A 19,454-nucleotide genomic window follows, 5' to 3' on the forward strand; every position below is an offset into this window, starting at 1 on the left:
GGCCGCGACGGCGCGGCCCGTCCTGCTGGCAACCCGCAATGAAGAACACGATGACGAACCGGCTGGCGGCCCTGCGCCGCCGGTGGCGGCCGCTGTGGCCATGGCTGCGCTGGGGCATGGCCGCTACGCTGGCGCTGCTGCTGGTGCTGGATTTCGCCTTCCCGCCGCCGCTGCCGAAGCAGCGTGATACCAGCACCCTGGTGGTGGCTGCCGACGGCACGCCATTGCGCGCGTTTGCCGATGCCGAGGGCGTGTGGCGCTATCCAGCCTCGATCGACAGCGTCTCACCGCTGTACCTGCAGGCGTTGCTGACCTATGAAGACCGCTGGTTCTGGCGCCATCCGGGCATCAACCCGCTGGCGATCCTTCGGGCCAGCGGCCAGCTGTTGCGCGGCGGCCGCATCGTGTCCGGCGGTTCGACCCTGACCATGCAGGTCGCGCGCATTCTCGATCCGCACTCACGCACCCCGTGGGGCAAGCTGAAGCAGATGCTGCGTGCGGTGCAGCTTGAGGTGCACCTGAGCAAGCAGCAGATCCTGGCCCTGTACCTGGAGCGTGCACCCTACGGCGGCACCATCGAAGGCGTGGAAGCGGCCAGCTGGGCCTATCTGGGCAAGCCGGCGGCGCAGCTGTCGCATGCCGAGGCTGCGCTGCTGGCGGTGCTGCCACAGGCGCCCAGCCGGCTGCGCCCGGACCGCCATCCGGAAGCTGCGCAGAAGGCGCGCGACAAGGTGCTGTCACGCATGGCCGAGCTGGGCGCGTGGACACCGGAAGAAGTGGAGGATGCGCGCGTCGAGAACGTGGTGGCGCGTTCGCTGCGCCCTCCCTTGCACGCCGCGCTGCTGGCGCAGCGCCTGCACTCGGCGCATCCGGGCCAGGCACGCATCCAGAGCAGCATCGACATCGGCCTGCAGCGCACGCTGGAAGAGCGCGTGGCCAGCTATTTCTCGACGCTGCCCGAGCGTACCTCGGCGGCCCTGCTGGTGGTCGACAACCGGACCCTGCAGGCACGCGCTTATGTCGGCACATTGTCCTTCGGTGACCGCCAGCGGCTGGGTCACGTGGACATGGTGCAGGCCTGGCGTTCGCCAGGCTCCACGCTCAAGCCGTTCCTGTACGCGATGGCGCTGGACGATGGCCTGATCCATTCGGAAAGCCTGCTGGTCGATGCACCGCAGAGTTTCGGCAGCTACCGCCCCGGCAACTTCGACATGGCCTTCAATGGGCCCATCGGTGCCTCTGCCGCATTGCGGCTGTCGCTCAACGTACCGTCGGTGGACCTGCTGCAGCGGGTCGGCGCCGCGCGCTTCGCTGCCCGGCTGTCGCACGCGGGCATCCAGCTGCGCTTCCCGCCGGGCAGTACGCCCAACCTGTCGCTGATCCTGGGCGGCACCGGCGCGCGCCTGGAAGACCTGGTCGGCGCCTTCGCCGCGCTCAACCGGAGCGGTATCGCCGGCCGCGTGCGTTACACCGACGACGAGCCGATGATCGAGCGGCGCCTGGCCTCGCCGGGCGCCAGCTGGATCGTGCGCGAGATGCTCGAATCAAACCCGCGCCCGGGATACAGCGCCGGGACGTTCGATGTCGGTGGCCGCCCGCGCGTGGCGTGGAAGACCGGCACCAGTTACGGGTACCGCGATGCGTGGGCGATCGGCAGTACCCGCCACTACACGGTGGGCGTGTGGGTGGGCCGGCCGGACGGTACTCCGTTGCCGGGCCAGTACGGCGCGGTCACCGCGCTGCCGCTGATGTTCGAAGTGGTGGACAGCCTGCCGCGCCAGCGTGGTGATTCGGCGGCCGCGCCGATGCCGGCCAGTGTCAGCCAGCAAGACATCTGCTGGCCCACTGGCGAACGTGCCGAGGGGCTGCCGGCGGCACTGTGCCAGCGCAGGATGCCAGCCTACCTGCTCGATGGCGCCGCACCGCCGACCTTCCCGGAGCGCGAGGCGCGGCGCTGGCAGCCGGGGCGGCAGCGCTACCTTGCCGACGCGCGCACCGGCTTGCGTGTATCCGCCGATTGCCGCTTGCCGCACGAAGAAGTCGCGCGTGAGATCGCGCGCTGGCCGGCGCTGTTGTCGCCGTGGCTGCCCAAGGCCACACGCGACGCCTCGCAGCTGCCGGCGCTGTCGCCGGACTGCCGTGATGATGGCCGGGAGGCCAGCGTCGCGCTGCACATCGATGGCCTCAATGATGGCGCCGCACTGGCGCGTGCGCCCAACGCCGAACATGGCGTACGCCTGCAGCTGCGCGCGCTGGGCAGCGAGCAGGCGGTGGACTGGTTGCTGGATGGACGCTGGATCGCGCAGACCCGCGGCGCACAGTTGATGCAGCGTGAGTTCGCCGATTCCGGGGCGCATACCCTGACCGCCTTGGCCGCGGACGGCGCGTGGACGCAGGTACGGTTCACTGTCCTCCGGTAGGTGCCGGGCCATGCGCGGCGGGATGGCATTGCTCCGCTTTGGTGGGTGCCAACCTTGGTTGGCACGCGAACGGCAAAGCGCCCACCAAGGTGGGCATCTACCAGAGCATCCGCAGCGCAATCATTCCCCGATCCAGCCATCCAGCAGATCGGCGAACTCGTCGGCGTGTTCCTCTTCCTGCGCCAGGATTTCTTCGAGGATGCGCTTGGTGGTGGTATCGCGGTCGCCGATGAAGTTGATCATCTCGCGGTAGCTGTCGATGGCGATGCGTTCGGCCACCAGGTTCTCGCGGACCATGTCGCGCAGATCGCTGCCTTCCTTGTATTCGGCATGCGAGCGCGCGGTCAGCGTATCCGGGTTGAAGTCGGGCTCGCCGCCGAGCTGCACGATGCGCTCGGCCAGCTTGCCGGCATGCGCCTGTTCCTGCTGTGCATGTTCAAGGAATTCGGCTTTCACCGCGTCGGCCAGCATGCCCTTGGCCATGAAGTAGTGCCGGTAGTAGCGCAACACGCACACGTACTCGGTGGCCAGTGCGTCGTTGAGCAGCTTGATCACCACCTTGCGGTCGGCGCTGTAGCTGTCGGTGATCGCACCATCCTCGATGTTGCGCCGGGCGCGCTCGCGCAGGGCCGTGCGCTCGCTGATGCCGGGAATCTGCGCGGCGGGCTTGGGGGCTTTGGCTGGCTTGCTGGACATGGCTGGCCGTTTCCTCTTGCGGTGGGAGATCAGGTGGGCAGGTGCTCCAGCACGTAGTCGGCCGAAGACACTTCGAATTGACCAGGCTGTTCAACCCAGGCGGCGCGGACCACGCCGTCGACCACGTACAGGGCGAAACGGCGCGAGCGGATGCCCATGCCGGAGGCACTGGCGTCGAGCTCCAGGCCGAGCGCGCGGGTCAGTTCGGCATTGCCGTCGGACAGCATCAGCAGGCCGTCGGGCACGTGCTGATCTGCGGCCCAGGCCTTCATCACGAACGGGTCGTTGACGGCCATGCAGTAGACATCGATGCCGCGCTGGCGGAAGGCCTCGAATTTCTCGACGTAGCCGGGCAGGTGGCGGGCCGAGCACGTCGGCGTGAACGCGCCGGGCACGGCGAACAACACCACCTTGCGCGCGTCGAACAGCGAATGCGTATCGAGCGTTTCAATGCCCTCGCGGATGCGCTTGAGGGTCACTTCCGGAATGCGGTCGCCGACATGGATGGTCATGGGGGAACTCCTTGCTGGGGCAGCGTAGTGGGCCGGATGGGACAGGGACGTCAAGACATTGGAAAACCGGCGTGCAGGCCCCATCTTCAGGCTTTGCGGAGCGGGCTTCCAGCCAAAGCCTGGGGCAGGGCGATGGCAACCGCATTGCGCAGGATCAGTCGGCCTCACCGGCGCCGCACGAGGGGCGGCGTAGCATCGCCGGCGCGTAGAATGAACCCGGGGCGGCGCCACCGGCGCGGCCGAAGCAGATCGAGGTAGCTGGATGGAATTCAAGGATTACTACGCCACCCTGGGGGTGGAACCGAGCGCGGGCGAGGCGGAGATCAAGACCGCCTACCGGCGGCTGGCACGCAAGTACCACCCGGACGTCAGCAAGGAAGCCGGGGCGGAGGACAAGTTCAAGGCGGTCAACGAGGCCTACGAGGCGCTGCGCGATCCGGAAAAGCGTGCAGCCTACGACCAGCTGCGCGCGCAGGGCTATCGCCCGGGCGAGGAGTTCAACGTGCCGCCGAACTACGGCGGCGCCGGTGGTTTCAACTTCGAGGAAGTGTTCGGGGGTGGTGGCGCCAACGGCGGCTTCAGCGACTTCTTCGAAAGCCTGTTCGCGCGCCAGCGCGGCGGTGCCGGTCCTGGCCCGGGGTTCAGCAGCCAGGGCCATGCCCCCAACCGCGACACCCGTGCCAAGCTGTCGGTCCCGCTGGAAGCGGCCTACAGCGGCGACAGCCTGCGCATCACCGTCAACGGCAAGCAGCTGGACGTGCGCGTGCCCAAGGGCATCCGTCCGGGGCAGGTGATCCGCCTGGCGGGGCAGGGCAACCATGGTGGCAACCTGCTGCTGGAAGTGGAGTACGCCGCACACCCGCAGTTCGAGGTCGATGGCCGCAACATCCTCTACACCTTGCCGGTCACGCCGTGGCAGGCCGCGCTGGGTACCAGCATCAGCGTGCCGACCCTGGGCGGCGCGGTGGAACTGAAGATCCCGGCCGACTCCGATGCCGGGCGCAAGCTGCGCCTGCGCGGGCGGGGCCTGCCGGGCAACCCGGAGGGCGACCAGATCGTCGAGATCGAGATCGTGGCCCCGGCCGCGACCGACGAGGCGCAGAAGAAGGCCTACCGGAACCTGGCCAAGGCGTTTGGCGAGACGATCTGAGCACGCCTTCCGGTAGTGCCGGCCGCTGGCCGGCAATGAGCTGTGATTGCCGGCCAGCGGCCGGCACTACCGCGCGCGTCTCAACCCTGCCCGGCGAACACGCGCTCCAACACTTCGGACAGCTCGTCTTCCGAGAACGGCTTGGTGATGTAGGCCTTGGCGCCCTGGCGCATGCCCCACATGCGGTCGGTGTCCTGGTCCTTGGTGGTCACCAGGATCACCGGGATATGCCGGGTCGCCTCGTCGCGGGCGAGGGTGCGGGTGGCCTGGAAGCCGTTGAGATTGGGCATCACCACGTCCATCAGGACCAGGTCGGGCAGCTCGGCCTTGGCGGTTTCGACCCCGGCCGCGCCATCGGTGGCGGTCAGGATCTGGTGCCCGAGCTTCTCGACGATGCGCTGTATCCCCAACAGCTGCGACGGTGAGTCGTCGACGATCAGAATGCGTGCCATGTTGTTCCCCATGTAATGCCCGCAGTGTAGTGCGGGCTCATTACCGGCGGGAGGGGCGCATCTGCCGTCTGTCGCCTGCCTGCGACGTTCAGTCGATCCGCACCACGGTGCGGCCCAGCGATCCGCCCGCCAGCATCCGCTCGAACACGGCCGGCAGGCCATCAAGGCCGACCTCGGCGGTACAGATGCGGTCCAGGTGCTGCGGTTTCCATTCGTTGCCCAGCCGCGCCCAGACGTCCTCGCGCAGCCCGCGTGGCGCATTGGCCGACGACACGCCCAGCAGCGACACACCACGCAGGATGAACGGCATCACCGTCATCTCCAGGGTCGGGCTGGCCGCCAGGCCGGCACTGACCACGCTGCCGTAGGGCGCGGTCTGCGCCAGCAGGCTGGCGAGCATGGCGCCGCCGGCATTGTCCAGGCCCCCACCGAAACGCGCCGATTGCAGTGGGCCGGTGTCGGCCAGGGCCTCACGCGGCAGCACCTCGGTGGCGCCGATGGCGTGCAGGAAACCGGTCTGGTCGGGTTTGCCGCTGATCGCATGCACCGTGTAGCCGGCGCGGCTGAAGATCGACAGTGCCAGCGCACCGACACCGCCGCTGGCGCCGGTGACCGCCAGCGGTCCAAGCTCCGGGCTCTGCCGGTTGTCCTGCATGCGCAGCAGCGCCAACGCCGCGGTGAAGCCGGCGGTGCCCAGCACCATCGCCTCGCGTGGGCTCAGCCCGGCCGGCTGGGCGATCACCGCACGCGATTCCAGCCGCACATACTGGCTGTAGCCGCCGTCGCGGGTCTCGCTGAGGCCGCAGCCGGTGGCCAGCACCGCGTCGCCTTCACGCCATTCCGGATCGGTGCTGGCGACCACGGTGCCGGCTACGTCGATGCCCCCCACCAGCGGGAAGCGGCGCAGGATCTTTCCCTTGCCGGTGCCGGCCAGGGCGTCCTTGTAGTTGACCGAGGACCAGCTGGCGCGGATCAGAACCTGGCCGGGGCTGAGGTCTTCGACCTTGAGCTGGGCCAGGCCGCTGCGGTAACCGGCGTCGTCGTTTTCGATGCGGAAGGCGTTGAATGGGCTGGTGGGGGCCATCGGCATTGCCTGACTTCGAGGAAAACGCCACCTTACCCCGTTGCCCCCCTTTCGATCCTGCCAATCCGCCCCATCTTGTATGATCGGTAATGGTTTCACGGCTGGCGCCGCGGGAAGGGCCCGCGCCGCAGCCCACATCTTGATGGAGCGTGCATGGCCTGGAATACACCCGGCGGCAACAAGGGCGGACAAGGCCCCGAGGACAATCGACGCGGGCCGTTCGGGTCGCGCGGCGGTGGCAATGGTGGTGGCTGGGGCGGATTGCCCGGGCCGCTGAAGGACCTGTTCGACGGCGGCATCGTGCGTTGGGTGGTGGCGGCCGTGGTGCTGCTGGTGCTGTTCTCCAGCTTCCAGCTGATCGGTGAACAGCAGCGTGGCGTGGTCCTGCGCTTCGGCCAGTTCTCGCGCATCCTGCAGCCCGGCCCGAACTTCAAGCTGCCGTGGCCGATCGAATCGGTCACCAAGGTCAACGCCACCGAGATCAAGACGTTCTCGATCCAGGTGCCGGTGCTGACCCGGGACGAGAACATCGTCAACGTCTCGCTGAACGTCCAGTACCGCATCGACGACCCGCAGCAGTACCTGTTCGGCACCGTCGATGCCAACCAGGTGTTGGAGCAGTCGGCGCAGAGCGCGGTGCGCGAGGAAGTCGGCCGTGCCGACCTCAACGCGGTACTGAACAACCGTGGCCCGCTGGCCGTGGCTGCCGAGGAGCGCCTGCAGGCACTGCTGAAGGCGTTCAAGACCGGCCTGACCGTGACCGGCCTGACCCTGCAGGACGCCCGTCCGCCGGAAGAAGTGAAGCCGGCCTTTGACGAGGTCAACGGTGCCCAGCAGGTCAAGGAACGCCTGATCAACGAGGCCCAGGCCTACGCTGCCAAGGTTGTGCCGGAAGCCCGGGGCCAGGCCTCGCGCGCCCGTACCACCGCCGAAGGCTACAAGCAGGCCGTGGTGTCCAAGGCCGAGGGTGACGCGCAGCGCTTCAGCCTGTTGCAGGCCCAGTACAAGGACGCCCCGGAAGTGACCCGCAAGCGCCTGTGGCTGGAGACCGTGCAGCAGGTGCTGAGCGAGAACCGCAAGGTGATCGGCGGCGATGGCCGCCAGCTGATCTACGTGCCGATGACCGGCGATACCCGTCCCACCACCTCGGCCCCGGCCGCAGTGGCGAACCCGGACGTGGTGATGCCGTCGCTGCCGGGTGCAGCGGTGGAAGCTTCCCGTGATCCGGGCCGGCCGGTGGGCCGCCCGACCGGGCGACCGAGCGGCCGTGAGGAGGGCAGCCGATGAAGAGTCCTATCTGGATCGCCGTGATCGTGGCGGTGGTGCTGGGCCTGCTCGGCTCGGTGTACGTGGTCCGTGAGGACCAGACCGCCATGGTGCTGAACCTGGGCAAGGTGGTGCGTTCGGACATCAAGCCGGGCCTGCATTTCAAGGTGCCGGTGGTGGAAACGGTGAAGGTCTTCGACCGCCGCTTCCAGGTGCTCGACACCGCGCCGGCGCGCTACTTCACCGCCGAGCAGAAGGACGTCAGCGTCGACTTCTTCGCCATCGGCTACATCTCCAACGTAGGTGACTACTTCCGTGCCACCGGCGGCGATCCGCGCATCGCCAATGCCCGCCTGGCACCGATCATCACCGACTCGCTGCGCAACCAGATCAACTCGCGCACCCTGCAGCAGCTGGTGTCCGGCGACCGCAGCGAGCTGATCGCCGAGCAGCTGAAGGGGATCAACGAGGCGGTGGCCGGCCTCGGCATGCAGATGATCGACCTGCGCATCAAGCAGGTGGACCTGCCGACTGACAGCCAGGTGATCAACGACGTGTACGAGCGCATGCGCGCCCAGCGCAAGCAGGAAGCGGCCAAGCTGCGTGCGGAGGGCGAGGAGCAGTCGCTGACCATCCGTGCCCAGGCCGACCGCGACAGCACCGTGCTGATCGCCGAGGCCGAGCGTGATGCACAGCGCCTGCGCGGTGAAGGCGATGCCGAGGCGGCCCGCATCTACGGCAAGGCTGGCTCGGCTGATCCGTCGTTCTATGCGTTCTACCGCAGCCTGGAGGCCTACCGTGGCTCCATGACCGACGGCAATGGCGTGATCGTGCTCGACAAGAACGACCCGTTCCTGCAGTACCTCAAGAACGACCGCTGAGGTCGCAGGGCACTACCCCACGGGGCCCGGCCAGACGCCGGGCCCCGTGCTTTTTCCGGAGTCCCCCATGAAAGATCTGTTCGCCGCCGTCTGCCTGGTTGCGGTGCTGGAAGGCCTGTTCCTGTTCGTGGCGCCGTTCGCCTGGAAGCGCATGGCCGAGCGCCTGCTGGACCTGCCCAGCCCGGCCCTGCGCAGCTTCGGCGGGCTGGTGCTGCTGGCCGGCCTGAGCCTGCTGTGGTGGGCACGGCACTGACCCCGCCCTGTAGCGTCCGAGACCATGCTCGGGCGGCGCCGCGCAGCGGCGGGAAGGCAGCCGAGCATGGGCTCGGCTCTACATGAGACGCCGGCCTGACCGGTGGGTGAAGCCGCCGGTCGGAAAGGTGGCAGCGGACCCCGGAAACCCGGATAATGCACAAAAGCCGGACGGGCCTCCCCGTTCGGCTTTTTCCGTGTCTGGGCCTTCCATCGCCGGCCGCTCCCCGTCTGGAGCCGCCCTCCAGGTGCTGGCCAGCCCCGCCACGGTTTACCCGTCCGCGGCCCCGATGGCCGCAACAAATCGAGGAGCCCGTCATGGGTCAGTCTGTCGTAGTGTTGGGTGCCCAGTGGGGCGATGAAGGCAAGGGCAAGATCGTCGATCTGCTCACTGAGGAAATCGGCGCCGTCGTGCGCTTCCAGGGTGGCCACAATGCCGGCCACACCCTGGTCATCAACGGCAAGAAGACCGTCCTGCACCTGATCCCGTCGGGCATCCTGCGTGACGACGCGCTGTGCCTGATCGGCAACGGCGTGGTGATCTCGCCGGCCGCGCTGCAGAAGGAAATCGCCGAGCTGGAAGCCTCCGGCGTGGAAGTACGTTCGCGCCTGAAGATCTCCCCGGCCGCGCCGCTGATCATGCCGTACCACATCGCCCTGGACCAGGCGCGCGAACGCGCTGCCGGTGGCAAGGCGATCGGCACCACCGGCCGTGGCATCGGCCCGGCCTACGAAGACAAGGTGGCGCGTCGCGGCATCCGCATCGCCGACCTGCATTACCCGAAGCAGCTGGAAGAACTGCTGCGCACCGCGCTGGATTACCACAACTTCGTGCTGACCAAGTATCTGAACACCGATGCGGTCGACTTCCAGAAGACCTTCGACGAGGCGCTGGCCTTCGGCGAATACGTGCAGCCGATGAAGTCCGACGTGGCCGGCATCCTGCACGACCTGCGCAAGCAGGGTAAGCGCGTGCTGTTCGAAGGCGCGCAGGGCGCGCTGCTGGACATCGACCACGGCACCTACCCGTACGTCACCAGCTCCAACACCACCGTCGGTGGTGCGCTGGCCGGTTCCGGCGTCGGCGCCGATTCGATCGACTACGTGCTGGGCATCGCCAAGGCCTACGCCACCCGCGTCGGCGGCGGCCCGTTCCCGACCGAACTGGACGACGAAGTCGGCCAGGGCATCCGTGACCGTGGCGCCGAGTATGGCGCATCGACCGGCCGCCCGCGTCGTTGCGGCTGGATGGACATCGTCGCGCTGAAGCGCGCCGTGGCCATCAACGGCATCAGCGGCCTGTGCATCACCAAGCTGGACGTGCTCGATGGCATGGAAAAGCTGAAGGTCTGCATCGCCTACGAATACAACGGCAAGCGCACCGAATATGCTCCGCTGGATGCGCAGGGCTGGGAAGAGTGCACCCCGGTGTACCTGGAGTTCCCGGGCTGGAGCGAGAACACCCACGGCATCACCCAGTGGGACGAGCTGCCGCCGGCGGCACGCGCCTACCTGCGTTCGCTGGAAGAACTGGCCGGCTGCCCGATCAGCATCGTTTCGACCGGCCCGGACCGCGACCACACCATGGTCCTGCAGGATCCGTTTGCCTGAGTGAGAGACCGGTAGCGCTGGGCCCTGCCTGGTGTTGCTGAAGGAAAAGCCCCGCGCAAGCGGGGCTTTTTCGTTTTCGGTACTGTGGCGGCACAGCCGGCAGGGCAGCGCAGCGATGACGGAGACTTCGGTATGAAGGGCGAGACGGTCGCACGGGTGACTCTGTGGCTGCTGTGGAGCCTGTGGACGCTGGCCTGCATCGTGCTGGTGCTGGGCGCGCTCGCCAATTACCTGGCTTCGCGCACGCAGACCCTGCCGCTGGTGCTGCAGCCGGGCGCGACCGCCGAGATCACGGTGTACCGCTTCATCGACGACCCGCTGCGACTGCGTCTGCGTTATGCGGATGACGGCGCCGATCCGGCGGTCGATCCCGAGCTGCGCCTGCGCGCGGAAACCCCAACCGATCGCACCGAGTTCCGCGCGGAGAGCCGCTCGGCGGTGACCGATCCGGAGATCCATCGCGCACTGGAATCGGTCGAGCGAGACCGGGTCGCCGCCTCGTACTTCGGCTACGGCCGCAGTGACGCACTGCCGCGAGGCCGTTCCTCGCTGCGGCTGACCGTGCTGGAGGTCGATCCGGCGTTGGCCGGCCGTGCGGCCTCGGTGGACCTGCTGCCGCCGATGGACGTGCTGAAGCTGACCGACCTCGACTACCTCTGGCTGTGGCCGTTCTTCTTCTGGAAGATGGCGGCGCTGTTCCTGCTGATTCCAGGGGCCGCGTTGGCTGTCTTTACTGTGGCGTTGTGGCGCTGGCAGCGCCGGGCATCATCGCTGCCGACTTCAGCAGTGGATAGGGATTGATCGACTCTCCCTTCCACCACTGCTTCTCTGGCCCCAGCACATGCACCTCGAAATGCAGGTGCGGGGCATGGGCGCTGGCGTTGCCCGTGCTGCCGACGTAGCCGATCACCTCGCCGCGCCTGATCACCTGCTTTTCGGCCAGGCCATCGGCATAGCGCTGCAGATGCGCGTAGTAGTAGCACCAGCGTCCACCGGGCTCGAACTGGTAGATCGTCAGTCCACCGCGCTCGCTGTCGAACAGTTTTTCCACCGTGCCATCCGCCACCGCCAGTACCGGCGTTCCTGCATCGGCCATGATGTCGATGGCATCGTGTACGCGGCCCTCGCTGCGTGCATCGGTGAAGGTATCGCGCAGCTGCGAGGGCAGGATGCCCTGCACCGGCAGCAGCAGGCCGGACGGGGCATCCGGAGCCTGCGCGGCCGGCGGCGCAGTGGAGGCGGGTGGGGCTGTTGCACCTGGCGCTACCGGTTCCGTCACCGGCGCGGCGGCCACCGTCGATGGCGCTTCCGGCAGCGCGTCGGCCACAGGCTCATCCATATCGCGGTGCAGCCACCAACCTGCACCCAATCCCAGCAGAACACCGAGCACAATCAGTTGCGGAAGACGCATCGACTCACTCCTGCATCACGACAGGCACCGAGGTGTCTACTGCGTCGGCCACGCGCAGTGCATCCCAGTTGGTCATGCGTACGCAGCCATGCGACTCGGTCTTGCCCACGTGGCCGGGTTCAGGCGTGCCATGCAGGCCGTAATGCGGCTTGGACAGATCGATCCAGACCCGGCCGACCGGATTGTTCGGGCCGGGCGGCAGCGTGGCCTTCTTTTCACCTTTTCGGGCATCCCAGAACAGCTTCGGGTTGTAGTGGAACTGCGGGTCGCGGTACACACCCAGGATCTTCCATTCGCCGATCGGCAACGGGTCGTGCTGGCTGCCGGACGACACCGGCACCTGCGCGATCACCTTGCCCTGTGCGTCCAGTAGCTGCAGCGTGGAGTCGGATTTGTCGACCACGATCCTGGCGGCCTTCGGCAATGCGGCCGGGGCGATGTTGGGGACCTGGATGCGGCTGCCAGCCCTGGTCAGATCCACGCCGGGATTGAGCATCTTCATCAGCTCTGGGGACGCGTGGAAGCGCTCGCCCAGGGCTTCTTCCACACTACCGTAGCCCAGCGATTTCAGCTTGGCCTGGGCGGCAGGTCCTTTCGGTAGCGTCTGGAACGGGCCGACGACATCCTCAGCAGTCAGCGTGTAGCTGGCCAGCGGCGTGATCGTATCGGCCTGCAGAGCCTTCCAGGTGGCGTCGTCCAGCTCACCCGTTACGGTAAGCCCGTGCGCCGCCTGGAAGCCTGACACCGCCCGCCGCTGGTTGCTGCCTACCTCACCATCAATCTGGCCTGGAGAGAAGTTCGCGCGATCCAGCAGCACCTGGGCATGCAGTGCGGAGCGCACCGCGGTGTCCGGGCCAGCCTTCTCGGCAATCGGGGCGGGCAGGTTGGGCGGCGGCGCCTGCGCGAAGGCCGGGGACGCCAGCAGCGAGATTGCGAGCAGGGTGGATCGGGACACAGATGAGCGCATTGGGATCTCCAGCAGGTACGCCGCCACCTTGCCCGCAGACGGTGCGGAGCCGCCGTGAAAGGGATCTGATACCCGCATGAGCAGGCATGTCATTGCGGCCGGCTGGCACCGGCAGGTGCCGCTGGGACGGGGACTCACCAAGGTGAACGGTGGCCGACGCCGTCGATGGGAGGCGATCAAGATTGCCTGCCGTGCCGCCGATAAGCCCACATCCCCCCGTTTTGGATACCCCCATGAACTACTTGAGGAACGTCAGGGTTGCCTGGCGTCTTGGGCTGGGCTTTGGCCTGTTGCTGCTGCTGGTTGCCGCCGTAGTGGCCACCGGCGCCACCGCCAGCGTCGTGCAGAAGCGCGCGATGCAGCAGGTGGTCGACGTCAGCGTGGCCAAGGTGCGCCTGTTGTCGCAGATGCTCGACGCCAACAACCAGATGATGGTGGTGCGGCGCGAAATGCTGATCCGCCAGGGCGAAGACCGCGGCAGCGATGAGAAGCGCATTGCCGATCTGGTCAAGCGCTATGAGGCCAGCTGGGCCGCCTACCAGGCGCTGCCAGGCGATGCGGAGGGCAAGGCCATCGCGGAAACCATCGCGGCCAAGCGTGCCATCGCGCGCCCGCTCAACAAGCAGACCAGCGAATTGATGGAGCAGGGCGACTACCCGGGTGCCGTGGCATTGACCCTGGGCCCGGTGCAGGAAGCGGCCAACGGCTGGAACAAGGCACTGTCCGATGGCGTGGATTTCGAAGAGAAGGAAAGCCGTGAGGCAGCCGCCGAGGCCATCCGCCTGGGCGAGCGCAGCCTGCTGCAGCTGCTGGTGCTGGGCGGCGTCGCGCTGCTGGTCGGCATCGGTGCCTCGGTGATGATCGGGCGCAGCCTGACCGGTCCGCTGGCGCGCGCGGTGAACCTGGCCGAGCGCCTGTCCAAGGGCCAGCTGGATCAGGAATTCCGCCTCGGCGGCCGTGACGAACTGACCCAGCTGGGCGAGGCGATGGCCAGCGTGCGCCAGAGTGTGCAGGCGGCGATCGGCGCGCAGTTGCAGATGGCCGAGCAGCACGAAGCCGGTGCAATCCGCTATCGCATGGACGCCAGTGCGTTCCCCGGTGATTTCGGCCGCATGGTGCAGGCCACCAACAGCCTGGTCGAGTCGCACGTGCAGGTGGAACTGCTGATGGCCGAGGTGATGCAGCGTTACGCCATGGGTGACCTCAGCCGCGACCTGCCGGACTACCCGGGCGAGAAGGGCACGCTGACCCGCACCCTGGCGGCGGTGAAGCAGAGCCTGATGGCGATCAACGCGCAGATCGATGAACTGGCCCGCGCCGCACGCGCCGGCGATTTCAGCATGCGTGGCGATGCCGCTGCGTTCCAGTACCAGTTCAAGACGATGGTCGAGCACCTCAACGGCATGATGGCCAGTTCGCAGGCCAGCATCGCCGATGTTTCCGACGTGCTGCGCGCGATCTCGCATGGCGACCTGACCGCACGCATGGAGGGCGAGTACGAAGGCGTGTTTGCGCGCATGCGCGACGATGCCAACACCACCACCGCGCAGCTGACCGGCATTGTCCGCGGCATCCAGGTGGCTGCCGACAGCATCAACAACGCGGCCCAGGAACTGGCCGCCGGCAACAACGACCTGTCGCGCCGCACCGAGCAGCAGGCTGCGAATCTGGAAGAAGCGGCCGCGTCGATGGAGGAGCTGACCTCCACCGTACGCCAGAACGCCGAACTGGCGCGTCAGGCCGACAGCGAAGCGCATGCCGCCGGTGCCGCCGTGCGCGAGACCGAGCACGCGATGGCACAGATGGCATCGGTGATGGGCGAGATTGATCAGTCCTCGGCACGCATCTCGGAAATCTCCACGGTGATCGACGGCATCGCGTTCCAGACCAACATCCTGGCGCTGAATGCCGCAGTGGAAGCTGCGCGTGCAGGCGAGCAGGGCCGTGGCTTTGCCGTGGTCGCCAGAGAAGTGCGCACGCTCGCACAGCGTGCCGGTGTCGCCGCCAAGGAGATCAAGGAACTGATCGAGGACGCCGCTTCCAAGGTGAAGAGTGGCCTGGCGGTGACCGTTGAATCGGAAGCCGCGATCGCACGCGTGGCGCAGGCCAGTTCGCGCACCACCCAGCTGATGAGCGATATCGCAGCGGCCAGCAAGGAGCAGGCCGCCGGCATCGAGCAGGTCAACCAGGTGGTGGTGCAGATGGACCAGGTGACCCAGCAGAACGCCGCGCTTGTGGAAGAAGCCACTGCCGCGAGCCGCGCGCTGGAAGAACAGGCGCATGCACTGACCACATCAGTGGCGGTATTCCAGCTGGAGCAGGGGCCGCGCATGCCGGTCATGCCGGCGCGGGCGGCGTAAGCGACCTGTAACTGGATACTGGATGGCGCCCTGCCTGCGATGTCCCGCATGCAGGGCGTCGATGCACCCACCGGAACGATGCCGCGGGCTAGCGCCCGCGGGCTGAGCGTTCGATCAGCCAGCCGGCTGCGTACAGCAACAGCAGTGTCGGTGGAACCAGCACTGCATATGCGGTCGACCAGGGTTTGCCACGCAGCAGGCCGCCTGCGCCGATGGCATCGAGTGCGGCAGACTGCAGGGTGATGGGGAGCGCCATCAGGATATAGGTACCCTTCGGGTCCCCCTCCGACTGCGCGCCGTGAACCAGCCATGCGGTCAACAGCAGGTAGACCACGCAAAGCGCAAGACCGGTCCAGCTCAGGAGTCGCCGCATCTTCATCCGCATGCCCCGGTTCAACGGACGTCGAAGCGGGCCTGCAGCGGCAGGCTCACTTTCCGCAGCAGATCCCGGACCACCACCTGCGCAGTCCACGTGCCTTTCGGATCACCGGCCTCGGCGACGAACCTCAGGTGCAGGTTGGTCATGTACAGCAGGTTTGGCGGGCCGGTCAGGGCGGCGGTGAAACAGGGAACATCGCGTTCGTCGATACTGGTACTGCCGTCCGGGCGCAGCATGCGCAGATCGCAGTGCACCTTGGGTACGCGGTTTTCGTCCAGTTGCGGGTTGGAGAGGAATGTCAGCAGGAACAACTCACCGCCCGGGTGGACTTCGTCGGCCTCGTTGAAGCGGGGAGTGGTCTCCTGCGGGGTCGCCCACTTGGCCCGCCAGTCGGCATCGGAAGTGACCAGCAGCGATGCCGCGAAGCCGCCGCTGGATTTCATGGCATCGGTCTCCGCCAATGCCTTGCCATCCCCATTTATCCAACCATCGCTGGCGGAGCTGTCCAGTGGCAGCATCATGACCATCATGGCCAACGCGCAGGTCCATCGCATCAACGGCTCTCCCGGGTAGCCGCGTCCCGCGGCAGAGCGGGTAGTATTGCCCAACCTTGGCCGGCAAAGCAGCAGGACAGCCGGAGCAGGGGTTCCGTTGCCTGCCGATGTGGGTGATGCTTGCCAGCAAAGGAGGTGGCATGGGAATCGGGAGCGAGGAAACGCCGATCTGTTTCCCTGCATCGGCCGCGCCGCAGCACGTGCTGATGCTGCCCGGTCTGGATGGCTCCAGCAGGCTGTCGCCCCCGTTCCTGTCGGCACTCCAGGCTTATGGTCTGACGACGCAGGCGATCACGCTGCCCGCGCAGGGACCGCAGGATCACGCCACGCTTGCCCAACGGCTGTGGCCGCAGCTGCCCAGTCGTCCCTTCATCCTGCTCGCCGAGTCTTTCTCGGGCCCGTTGGCTGTTGAACTGGCCACGCGCCAACCCACCGGGCTGCGCGGACTGGTGCTTGCCGCGACTTTTGCGCGTCGGCCGGTGCCACTGCCGGCAGCCAGCGCAGCCCTGCTGTCGCCGGCCTGGCCGCTGCCTCCCGTGGCATTGCTGGCGCGCCTGTTGCTGGGGCCGTGGTACACCCGCGGGCACACGTCGATGCTGCGCGAAGCGTTGGCCAGGACTCCGACGAGCACGTTGCGGCAACGCGCCGCAGCGACCCTGCGGGTCGACGTGCGTGCATTGCTGCCGGCAATCCAGGTGCCGACGCTGTGCCTGCACGCGTGCCACGACCGCCTGCTGTGGCCGCCCAGCGTGGCCGAGCTGCAGGCCCTGTTGCCCGATGCCCGCCATGTGTCGTTGGAGGGGCCACATCTGCTGCTGCAGGCACGTGCCGACGCAGCTGCAGCCGAAGTGGCCGCGTGGATGAGGACGTTGCCGCGCTGAACGATGCGCTCAACTGCGGGCGCGGGTACGTGCCGCTTTCCTGGCCGCCACCTTGCGCACGGTCTTCTTCGCCGCACGGGTCTTGGCCGCCTTCTTCGCTGCAGCACTGCGCGAGGCGGCTGTACCGGCCTTCTTGACCGCTGTCTTCTTTGCGGCCTTCTTGGTGGCGGTCTTACGAGCCGGTGCCTTCTTTGCCGCCGCCTTCTTCGCGGCCGTCGCCTTGGTCGTGGCCTTCTTTGCGGCTGACTTCCTGGCAGGCGCCTTGCTGGCCGCCTTCTTGCTCGCCGCCTTCTTCGTACCCTTGCGTGCGCTGCCGCTACGCTTGCCGCCACCGTCCTGCTTGTTCACGGTGGCCCAGGCGATGCGTTCGGCGGTGCTTTCGCTGGCACCGCGCTCGCGCTCGCTTTCCTCGATGTGCTCGGCCTGGCGCTTCTGTTTGTCGGTATATGCGGATTTGTCACCACGGGGCATGACGGATCTCCTGTCGTAGTAGTCAGGCCAGCTGGCGCAGCTTCGGTTCACGCGCCCATTGGCGGGTGGCGGCCGCCGCCAGGAAGGCCTTGGCGTCTTCCGCTTCGACGATGCCGGCGTCGTTGCCGACGCGCGCCGCCTTCAGCAGCGCCTGGCCGCCTGCGTCGCTGGCGATGGCCTTCAGGTGCGCCCACGCCTGGCTGACGAACTCGATGGCTGCACTCTCTTTCGACAAGGCCTTTGCGGCTTCCGGGCTGAGCACCACGGCCACCGCATCGAACACAGCCGATGGCGTGCCCGCCAGTTGCCCATCCGCCGCCTGCATCGCGCCATCGCTCAGCGTGGCGCCGCCTACTTTGGGCGCGACCAGCTTCACGTCTGCACCCGCCTTCCGCGCCGCTTTGCTCAGGCTGGCCAGCACGCGCGCGTCGGAGCCCTCATCAAACAGGATGCCGATGCTGCGCCCTTGCAGGGTGGGCTTGTTGCGCCCAATCACGCGCACCTCGGGAGCGGCAGGCATGTCCTGCGTCGGCGTGGCGGTCGGCGCGGGGTCGGGCAGTGCAGGCAGCGCGAGCCCATCGGCTACGCGCTGCGCCAGTGATTCGTCGATGTTGCGCAGGTGGCTGACGGTACGCACCCGCACCTTGAGTGTTTCCACCTTGGACAATTCGAACACGAGTGCCGATGCCAGATGCGCCTGTTCCGGCTTCTCAAGGCTACGGAAGAACATGCGGGCCTGGCTGTAGTGGTCGGCGAAGCTCTCCGCGCGGGTGCGGCCCTTGCGGCCATCGTCGGCGCTGGCGTGGCTGCGGAAACCTGCGGGCGTCTCGCGCGGCGAGTCCTCCTGCAGCGAGCTGGGATCATAGGCGACGCGGCCCTTGGGCACCTGCATCTGCATGTGGCCGTCGCGCTGGTGATTGGCGAACGGGCACTTCGGGGCATTCACCGGGATCTGGTGGAAGTTCGGGCCGCCAAGCCGCAGCAGCTGGGTGTCCAGATAGGAGAACAGGCGGCCCTGCAGCAGCGGATCGTTGCTGAAATCGATGCCCGGCGGCACGTTGGCCGGGCAGAACGCCACCTGCTCGGTCTCGGCGAAGAAGTTGTCGGGCCAGCGGTCCAGCACCATGCGCCCGATCACCTGCAACGGCACAAGCGATTCGGGAATGATCTTGGTCGGGTCCAGGTGGTCGAACGGAAATGCCTCGGCCTCCTCTTCCGTGAACAGCTGCACCGCCAGTTCCCACTCGGGGAAATCACCGCGCTGGATGGCCTCGAACAGGTCGCGGCGATGGAAGTCATTGTCAGCCGATTGCAGTTTCAACGCTTCGTCCCAGACCGTTGACTGGATGCCCAGCTTGGGTCGCCAGTGGAATTTGACGAACGTCGACTCGCCCGCCTCGTTCAGCAGGCGGAAGCTGTGCACACCGAAGCCCTCGATCATCCGCAGTGAACGCGGGATGGCGCGGTCGCTCATCGCCCACATGATCATGTGCATCGACTCGGGCATCAGCGAAATGAAGTCCCAGAAGGTGTCATGGGCCGAGGCGGCCTGCGGGAACGCACGGTCTGGTTCCATCTTCACCGCATGCACCAGGTCCGGGAATTTCATGGCGTCCTGGATGAAGAACACCGGGATGTTGTTGCCGACCAGATCCCAGTTGCCTTCCTTGGTATAGAACTTGACCGCGAAGCCGCGCACGTCGCGCGGAGTGTCCACCGACCCTGCGCCACCGGCCACGGTCGAGAAGCGGGTAAACACGGGCGTCTTCACGCCTACCTCGGTCAGGATGCGCGCCCGGGTGTGGGCGGCCAGAGACCGGGTCAACTCGAAGTAGCCATGTGCCGCGCTGCCACGTGCGTGCACGATGCGCTCGGGAATGCGTTCGTGATCGAAGTGGGTGATCTTCTCGCGAAGGATGAAGTCTTCCAGCAGCGTGGGTCCTCGAGGTCCCTGCCGCAGGGAGTTCTGGTTGTCTGCCACCGGGATGCCCTGATCGGTGGTCATCGCCGGGTGGCTGCCGCCGGCGCGCGGGTGCAGTTCATCGCCGTTGCCGCGGGGGTGGTTTTCGGTTGCGCGCTTGCCGGTCGGCTTGCTGGCGGCCATGGG

Annotated in this window: 19 protein-coding genes; 9 read left to right on the forward strand and 10 right to left on the reverse strand. The window is 67.3% G+C overall.

The genetic code is table 11. The annotated features are described in order from the left end of the window. Positions 1 to 38 precede the first annotated feature (38 nt). Entirely contained in the window at positions 39 to 2,420 is a 2,382-nt protein-coding gene (gene pbpC / locus ACM0PK_RS19550; protein WP_414607781.1) for a penicillin-binding protein 1C, read from the forward strand. A 120-nt stretch (positions 2,421 to 2,540) separates the two neighbouring features. Here pbpC and ACM0PK_RS19555 read toward each other — a convergent pair whose 3' ends face one another. Continuing rightward, a complete protein-coding gene (locus tag ACM0PK_RS19555) occupies positions 2,541 to 3,116 on the reverse strand; it encodes a ferritin-like domain-containing protein (RefSeq protein WP_061478851.1) in 576 nt (191 codons plus the stop codon). A gap of 29 nt (positions 3,117 to 3,145) precedes the next feature. Beyond that, positions 3,146 to 3,628, reverse strand: coding sequence for a peroxiredoxin (locus ACM0PK_RS19560; protein WP_049413449.1), 483 nt, complete (start codon positions 3,626 to 3,628; stop codon positions 3,146 to 3,148). A gap of 262 nt (positions 3,629 to 3,890) precedes the next feature. Between ACM0PK_RS19560 and ACM0PK_RS19565 the strand changes: the two genes are divergently transcribed. Beyond that, entirely contained in the window at positions 3,891 to 4,778 is an 888-nt protein-coding gene (locus tag ACM0PK_RS19565) for a DnaJ C-terminal domain-containing protein (protein WP_061478849.1), read from the forward strand. Between the two features lie 80 nt (positions 4,779 to 4,858). On the opposite strand, the gene pilH is transcribed toward ACM0PK_RS19565, so the two are convergent. Together pilH and ACM0PK_RS19575 are read right to left on the reverse strand one after the other, a co-directional pair. Beyond that, complete coding sequence (gene pilH / locus ACM0PK_RS19570) at positions 4,859 to 5,230, reverse strand: twitching motility response regulator PilH (RefSeq protein WP_005410644.1); 372 nt, start codon at positions 5,228 to 5,230, stop codon at positions 4,859 to 4,861. A gap of 88 nt (positions 5,231 to 5,318) precedes the next feature. Beyond that, on the reverse strand, positions 5,319 to 6,314 hold the full coding sequence (locus ACM0PK_RS19575; RefSeq protein WP_414607782.1) for a YhdH/YhfP family quinone oxidoreductase: 996 nt from the start codon (positions 6,312 to 6,314) through the stop codon (positions 5,319 to 5,321). 153 nt (positions 6,315 to 6,467) lie between these two features. Between ACM0PK_RS19575 and hflK the strand changes: the two genes are divergently transcribed. The 5 genes from hflK to ACM0PK_RS19600 all read left to right on the forward strand — a co-directional run bounded on the left by hflK (position 6,468) and on the right by ACM0PK_RS19600 (position 11,125). Further along, positions 6,468 to 7,601 (forward strand): FtsH protease activity modulator HflK, encoded by a 1,134-nt coding sequence (gene hflK / locus ACM0PK_RS19580; RefSeq protein ID WP_005418335.1) that lies wholly within the window; start codon positions 6,468 to 6,470, stop codon positions 7,599 to 7,601. Then, on the forward strand, positions 7,598 to 8,461 hold the full coding sequence (gene hflC, locus ACM0PK_RS19585; protein ID WP_005414169.1) for a protease modulator HflC: 864 nt from the start codon (positions 7,598 to 7,600) through the stop codon (positions 8,459 to 8,461). The genes hflK and hflC overlap by 4 nt, the downstream gene beginning before the upstream one ends. A gap of 67 nt (positions 8,462 to 8,528) precedes the next feature. After that, positions 8,529 to 8,714 (forward strand): DUF2065 domain-containing protein, encoded by a 186-nt coding sequence (locus ACM0PK_RS19590; protein WP_005410640.1) that lies wholly within the window; start codon positions 8,529 to 8,531, stop codon positions 8,712 to 8,714. A 317-nt stretch (positions 8,715 to 9,031) separates the two neighbouring features. Next, positions 9,032 to 10,324 (forward strand): adenylosuccinate synthase, encoded by a 1,293-nt coding sequence (locus ACM0PK_RS19595; protein WP_005418326.1) that lies wholly within the window; start codon positions 9,032 to 9,034, stop codon positions 10,322 to 10,324. 132 nt (positions 10,325 to 10,456) lie between these two features. Beyond that, complete coding sequence (locus tag ACM0PK_RS19600; protein WP_065178223.1) at positions 10,457 to 11,125, forward strand: hypothetical protein; 669 nt, start codon at positions 10,457 to 10,459, stop codon at positions 11,123 to 11,125. On the opposite strand, the gene ACM0PK_RS19605 is transcribed toward ACM0PK_RS19600, so the two are convergent. Together ACM0PK_RS19605 and ACM0PK_RS19610 are read right to left on the reverse strand one after the other, a co-directional pair. Beyond that, positions 11,055 to 11,735, reverse strand: a complete 681-nt coding sequence (locus tag ACM0PK_RS19605) for a M23 family metallopeptidase (protein ID WP_414607783.1) — start codon at positions 11,733 to 11,735, stop codon at positions 11,055 to 11,057. The two genes, ACM0PK_RS19600 and ACM0PK_RS19605, sit on opposite strands and share 71 nt — an antisense overlap. 4 nt (positions 11,736 to 11,739) lie before the next feature. Further along, the gene (locus ACM0PK_RS19610; RefSeq protein ID WP_414607784.1) at positions 11,740 to 12,702 is read right to left on the reverse strand and encodes a L,D-transpeptidase family protein; all 963 of its coding nucleotides are present in this window, start codon (positions 12,700 to 12,702) and stop codon (positions 11,740 to 11,742) included. Positions 12,703 to 12,935: 233 nt separating this feature from the next. Between ACM0PK_RS19610 and ACM0PK_RS19615 the strand changes: the two genes are divergently transcribed. Beyond that, on the forward strand, positions 12,936 to 15,062 hold the full coding sequence (locus ACM0PK_RS19615; RefSeq protein WP_414607785.1) for a methyl-accepting chemotaxis protein: 2,127 nt from the start codon (positions 12,936 to 12,938) through the stop codon (positions 15,060 to 15,062). Between the two features lie 88 nt (positions 15,063 to 15,150). Here ACM0PK_RS19615 and ACM0PK_RS19620 read toward each other — a convergent pair whose 3' ends face one another. Continuing rightward, positions 15,151 to 15,441, reverse strand: a complete 291-nt coding sequence (locus ACM0PK_RS19620) for a hypothetical protein (protein WP_032954416.1) — start codon at positions 15,439 to 15,441, stop codon at positions 15,151 to 15,153. Positions 15,442 to 15,455: 14 nt separating this feature from the next. Then, entirely contained in the window at positions 15,456 to 15,959 is a 504-nt protein-coding gene (locus ACM0PK_RS19625) for a hypothetical protein (protein ID WP_414607786.1), read from the reverse strand. A 176-nt stretch (positions 15,960 to 16,135) separates the two neighbouring features. Between ACM0PK_RS19625 and ACM0PK_RS19630 the strand changes: the two genes are divergently transcribed. Next, entirely contained in the window at positions 16,136 to 16,876 is a 741-nt protein-coding gene (locus ACM0PK_RS19630) for an alpha/beta fold hydrolase (RefSeq protein ID WP_414607787.1), read from the forward strand. Between the two features lie 9 nt (positions 16,877 to 16,885). Here the strand turns inward: ACM0PK_RS19630 and ACM0PK_RS19635 are convergent, their stop codons facing one another. Beyond that, positions 16,886 to 17,347 (reverse strand): hypothetical protein, encoded by a 462-nt coding sequence (locus ACM0PK_RS19635; protein ID WP_414607788.1) that lies wholly within the window; start codon positions 17,345 to 17,347, stop codon positions 16,886 to 16,888. A gap of 22 nt (positions 17,348 to 17,369) precedes the next feature. Then, positions 17,370 to 19,451, reverse strand: coding sequence for a catalase (locus ACM0PK_RS19640; protein WP_414607789.1), 2,082 nt, complete (start codon positions 19,449 to 19,451; stop codon positions 17,370 to 17,372). Positions 19,452 to 19,454 lie beyond the last annotated feature (3 nt).

It is taken from the genome of Stenotrophomonas sp. FR010 (genome assembly GCF_047520755.2).
GTDB lineage: Bacteria > Pseudomonadota > Gammaproteobacteria > Xanthomonadales > Xanthomonadaceae > Stenotrophomonas > Stenotrophomonas sepilia.

Bases quoted from the DNA above. Each gene is read 5' to 3' on its own strand.
- pbpC (WP_414607781.1), top strand. From the start codon at position 39: ATGAAGAACACGATGACGAACCGGCTGGCGGCCCTGCGCCGCCGGTGG.
- ACM0PK_RS19555 (WP_061478851.1), bottom strand. From the start codon at position 3,116: ATGTCCAGCAAGCCAGCCAAAGCCCCCAAGCCCGCCGCGCAGATTCCC.
- ACM0PK_RS19560 (WP_049413449.1), bottom strand. From the start codon at position 3,628: ATGACCATCCATGTCGGCGACCGCATTCCGGAAGTGACCCTCAAGCGC.
- ACM0PK_RS19565 (WP_061478849.1), top strand. From the start codon at position 3,891: ATGGAATTCAAGGATTACTACGCCACCCTGGGGGTGGAACCGAGCGCG.
- pilH (WP_005410644.1), bottom strand. From the start codon at position 5,230: ATGGCACGCATTCTGATCGTCGACGACTCACCGTCGCAGCTGTTGGGG.
- ACM0PK_RS19575 (WP_414607782.1), bottom strand. From the start codon at position 6,314: ATGGCCCCCACCAGCCCATTCAACGCCTTCCGCATCGAAAACGACGAC.
- hflK (WP_005418335.1), top strand. From the start codon at position 6,468: ATGGCCTGGAATACACCCGGCGGCAACAAGGGCGGACAAGGCCCCGAG.
- hflC (WP_005414169.1), top strand. From the start codon at position 7,598: ATGAAGAGTCCTATCTGGATCGCCGTGATCGTGGCGGTGGTGCTGGGC.
- ACM0PK_RS19590 (WP_005410640.1), top strand. From the start codon at position 8,529: ATGAAAGATCTGTTCGCCGCCGTCTGCCTGGTTGCGGTGCTGGAAGGC.
- ACM0PK_RS19595 (WP_005418326.1), top strand. From the start codon at position 9,032: ATGGGTCAGTCTGTCGTAGTGTTGGGTGCCCAGTGGGGCGATGAAGGC.
- ACM0PK_RS19600 (WP_065178223.1), top strand. From the start codon at position 10,457: ATGAAGGGCGAGACGGTCGCACGGGTGACTCTGTGGCTGCTGTGGAGC.
- ACM0PK_RS19605 (WP_414607783.1), bottom strand. From the start codon at position 11,735: ATGCGTCTTCCGCAACTGATTGTGCTCGGTGTTCTGCTGGGATTGGGT.
- ACM0PK_RS19610 (WP_414607784.1), bottom strand. From the start codon at position 12,702: ATGCGCTCATCTGTGTCCCGATCCACCCTGCTCGCAATCTCGCTGCTG.
- ACM0PK_RS19615 (WP_414607785.1), top strand. From the start codon at position 12,936: ATGAACTACTTGAGGAACGTCAGGGTTGCCTGGCGTCTTGGGCTGGGC.
- ACM0PK_RS19620 (WP_032954416.1), bottom strand. From the start codon at position 15,441: ATGAAGATGCGGCGACTCCTGAGCTGGACCGGTCTTGCGCTTTGCGTG.
- ACM0PK_RS19625 (WP_414607786.1), bottom strand. From the start codon at position 15,959: ATGCTGCCACTGGACAGCTCCGCCAGCGATGGTTGGATAAATGGGGAT.
- ACM0PK_RS19630 (WP_414607787.1), top strand. From the start codon at position 16,136: ATGGGAATCGGGAGCGAGGAAACGCCGATCTGTTTCCCTGCATCGGCC.
- ACM0PK_RS19635 (WP_414607788.1), bottom strand. From the start codon at position 17,347: ATGCCCCGTGGTGACAAATCCGCATATACCGACAAACAGAAGCGCCAG.
- ACM0PK_RS19640 (WP_414607789.1), bottom strand. From the start codon at position 19,451: ATGGCCGCCAGCAAGCCGACCGGCAAGCGCGCAACCGAAAACCACCCC.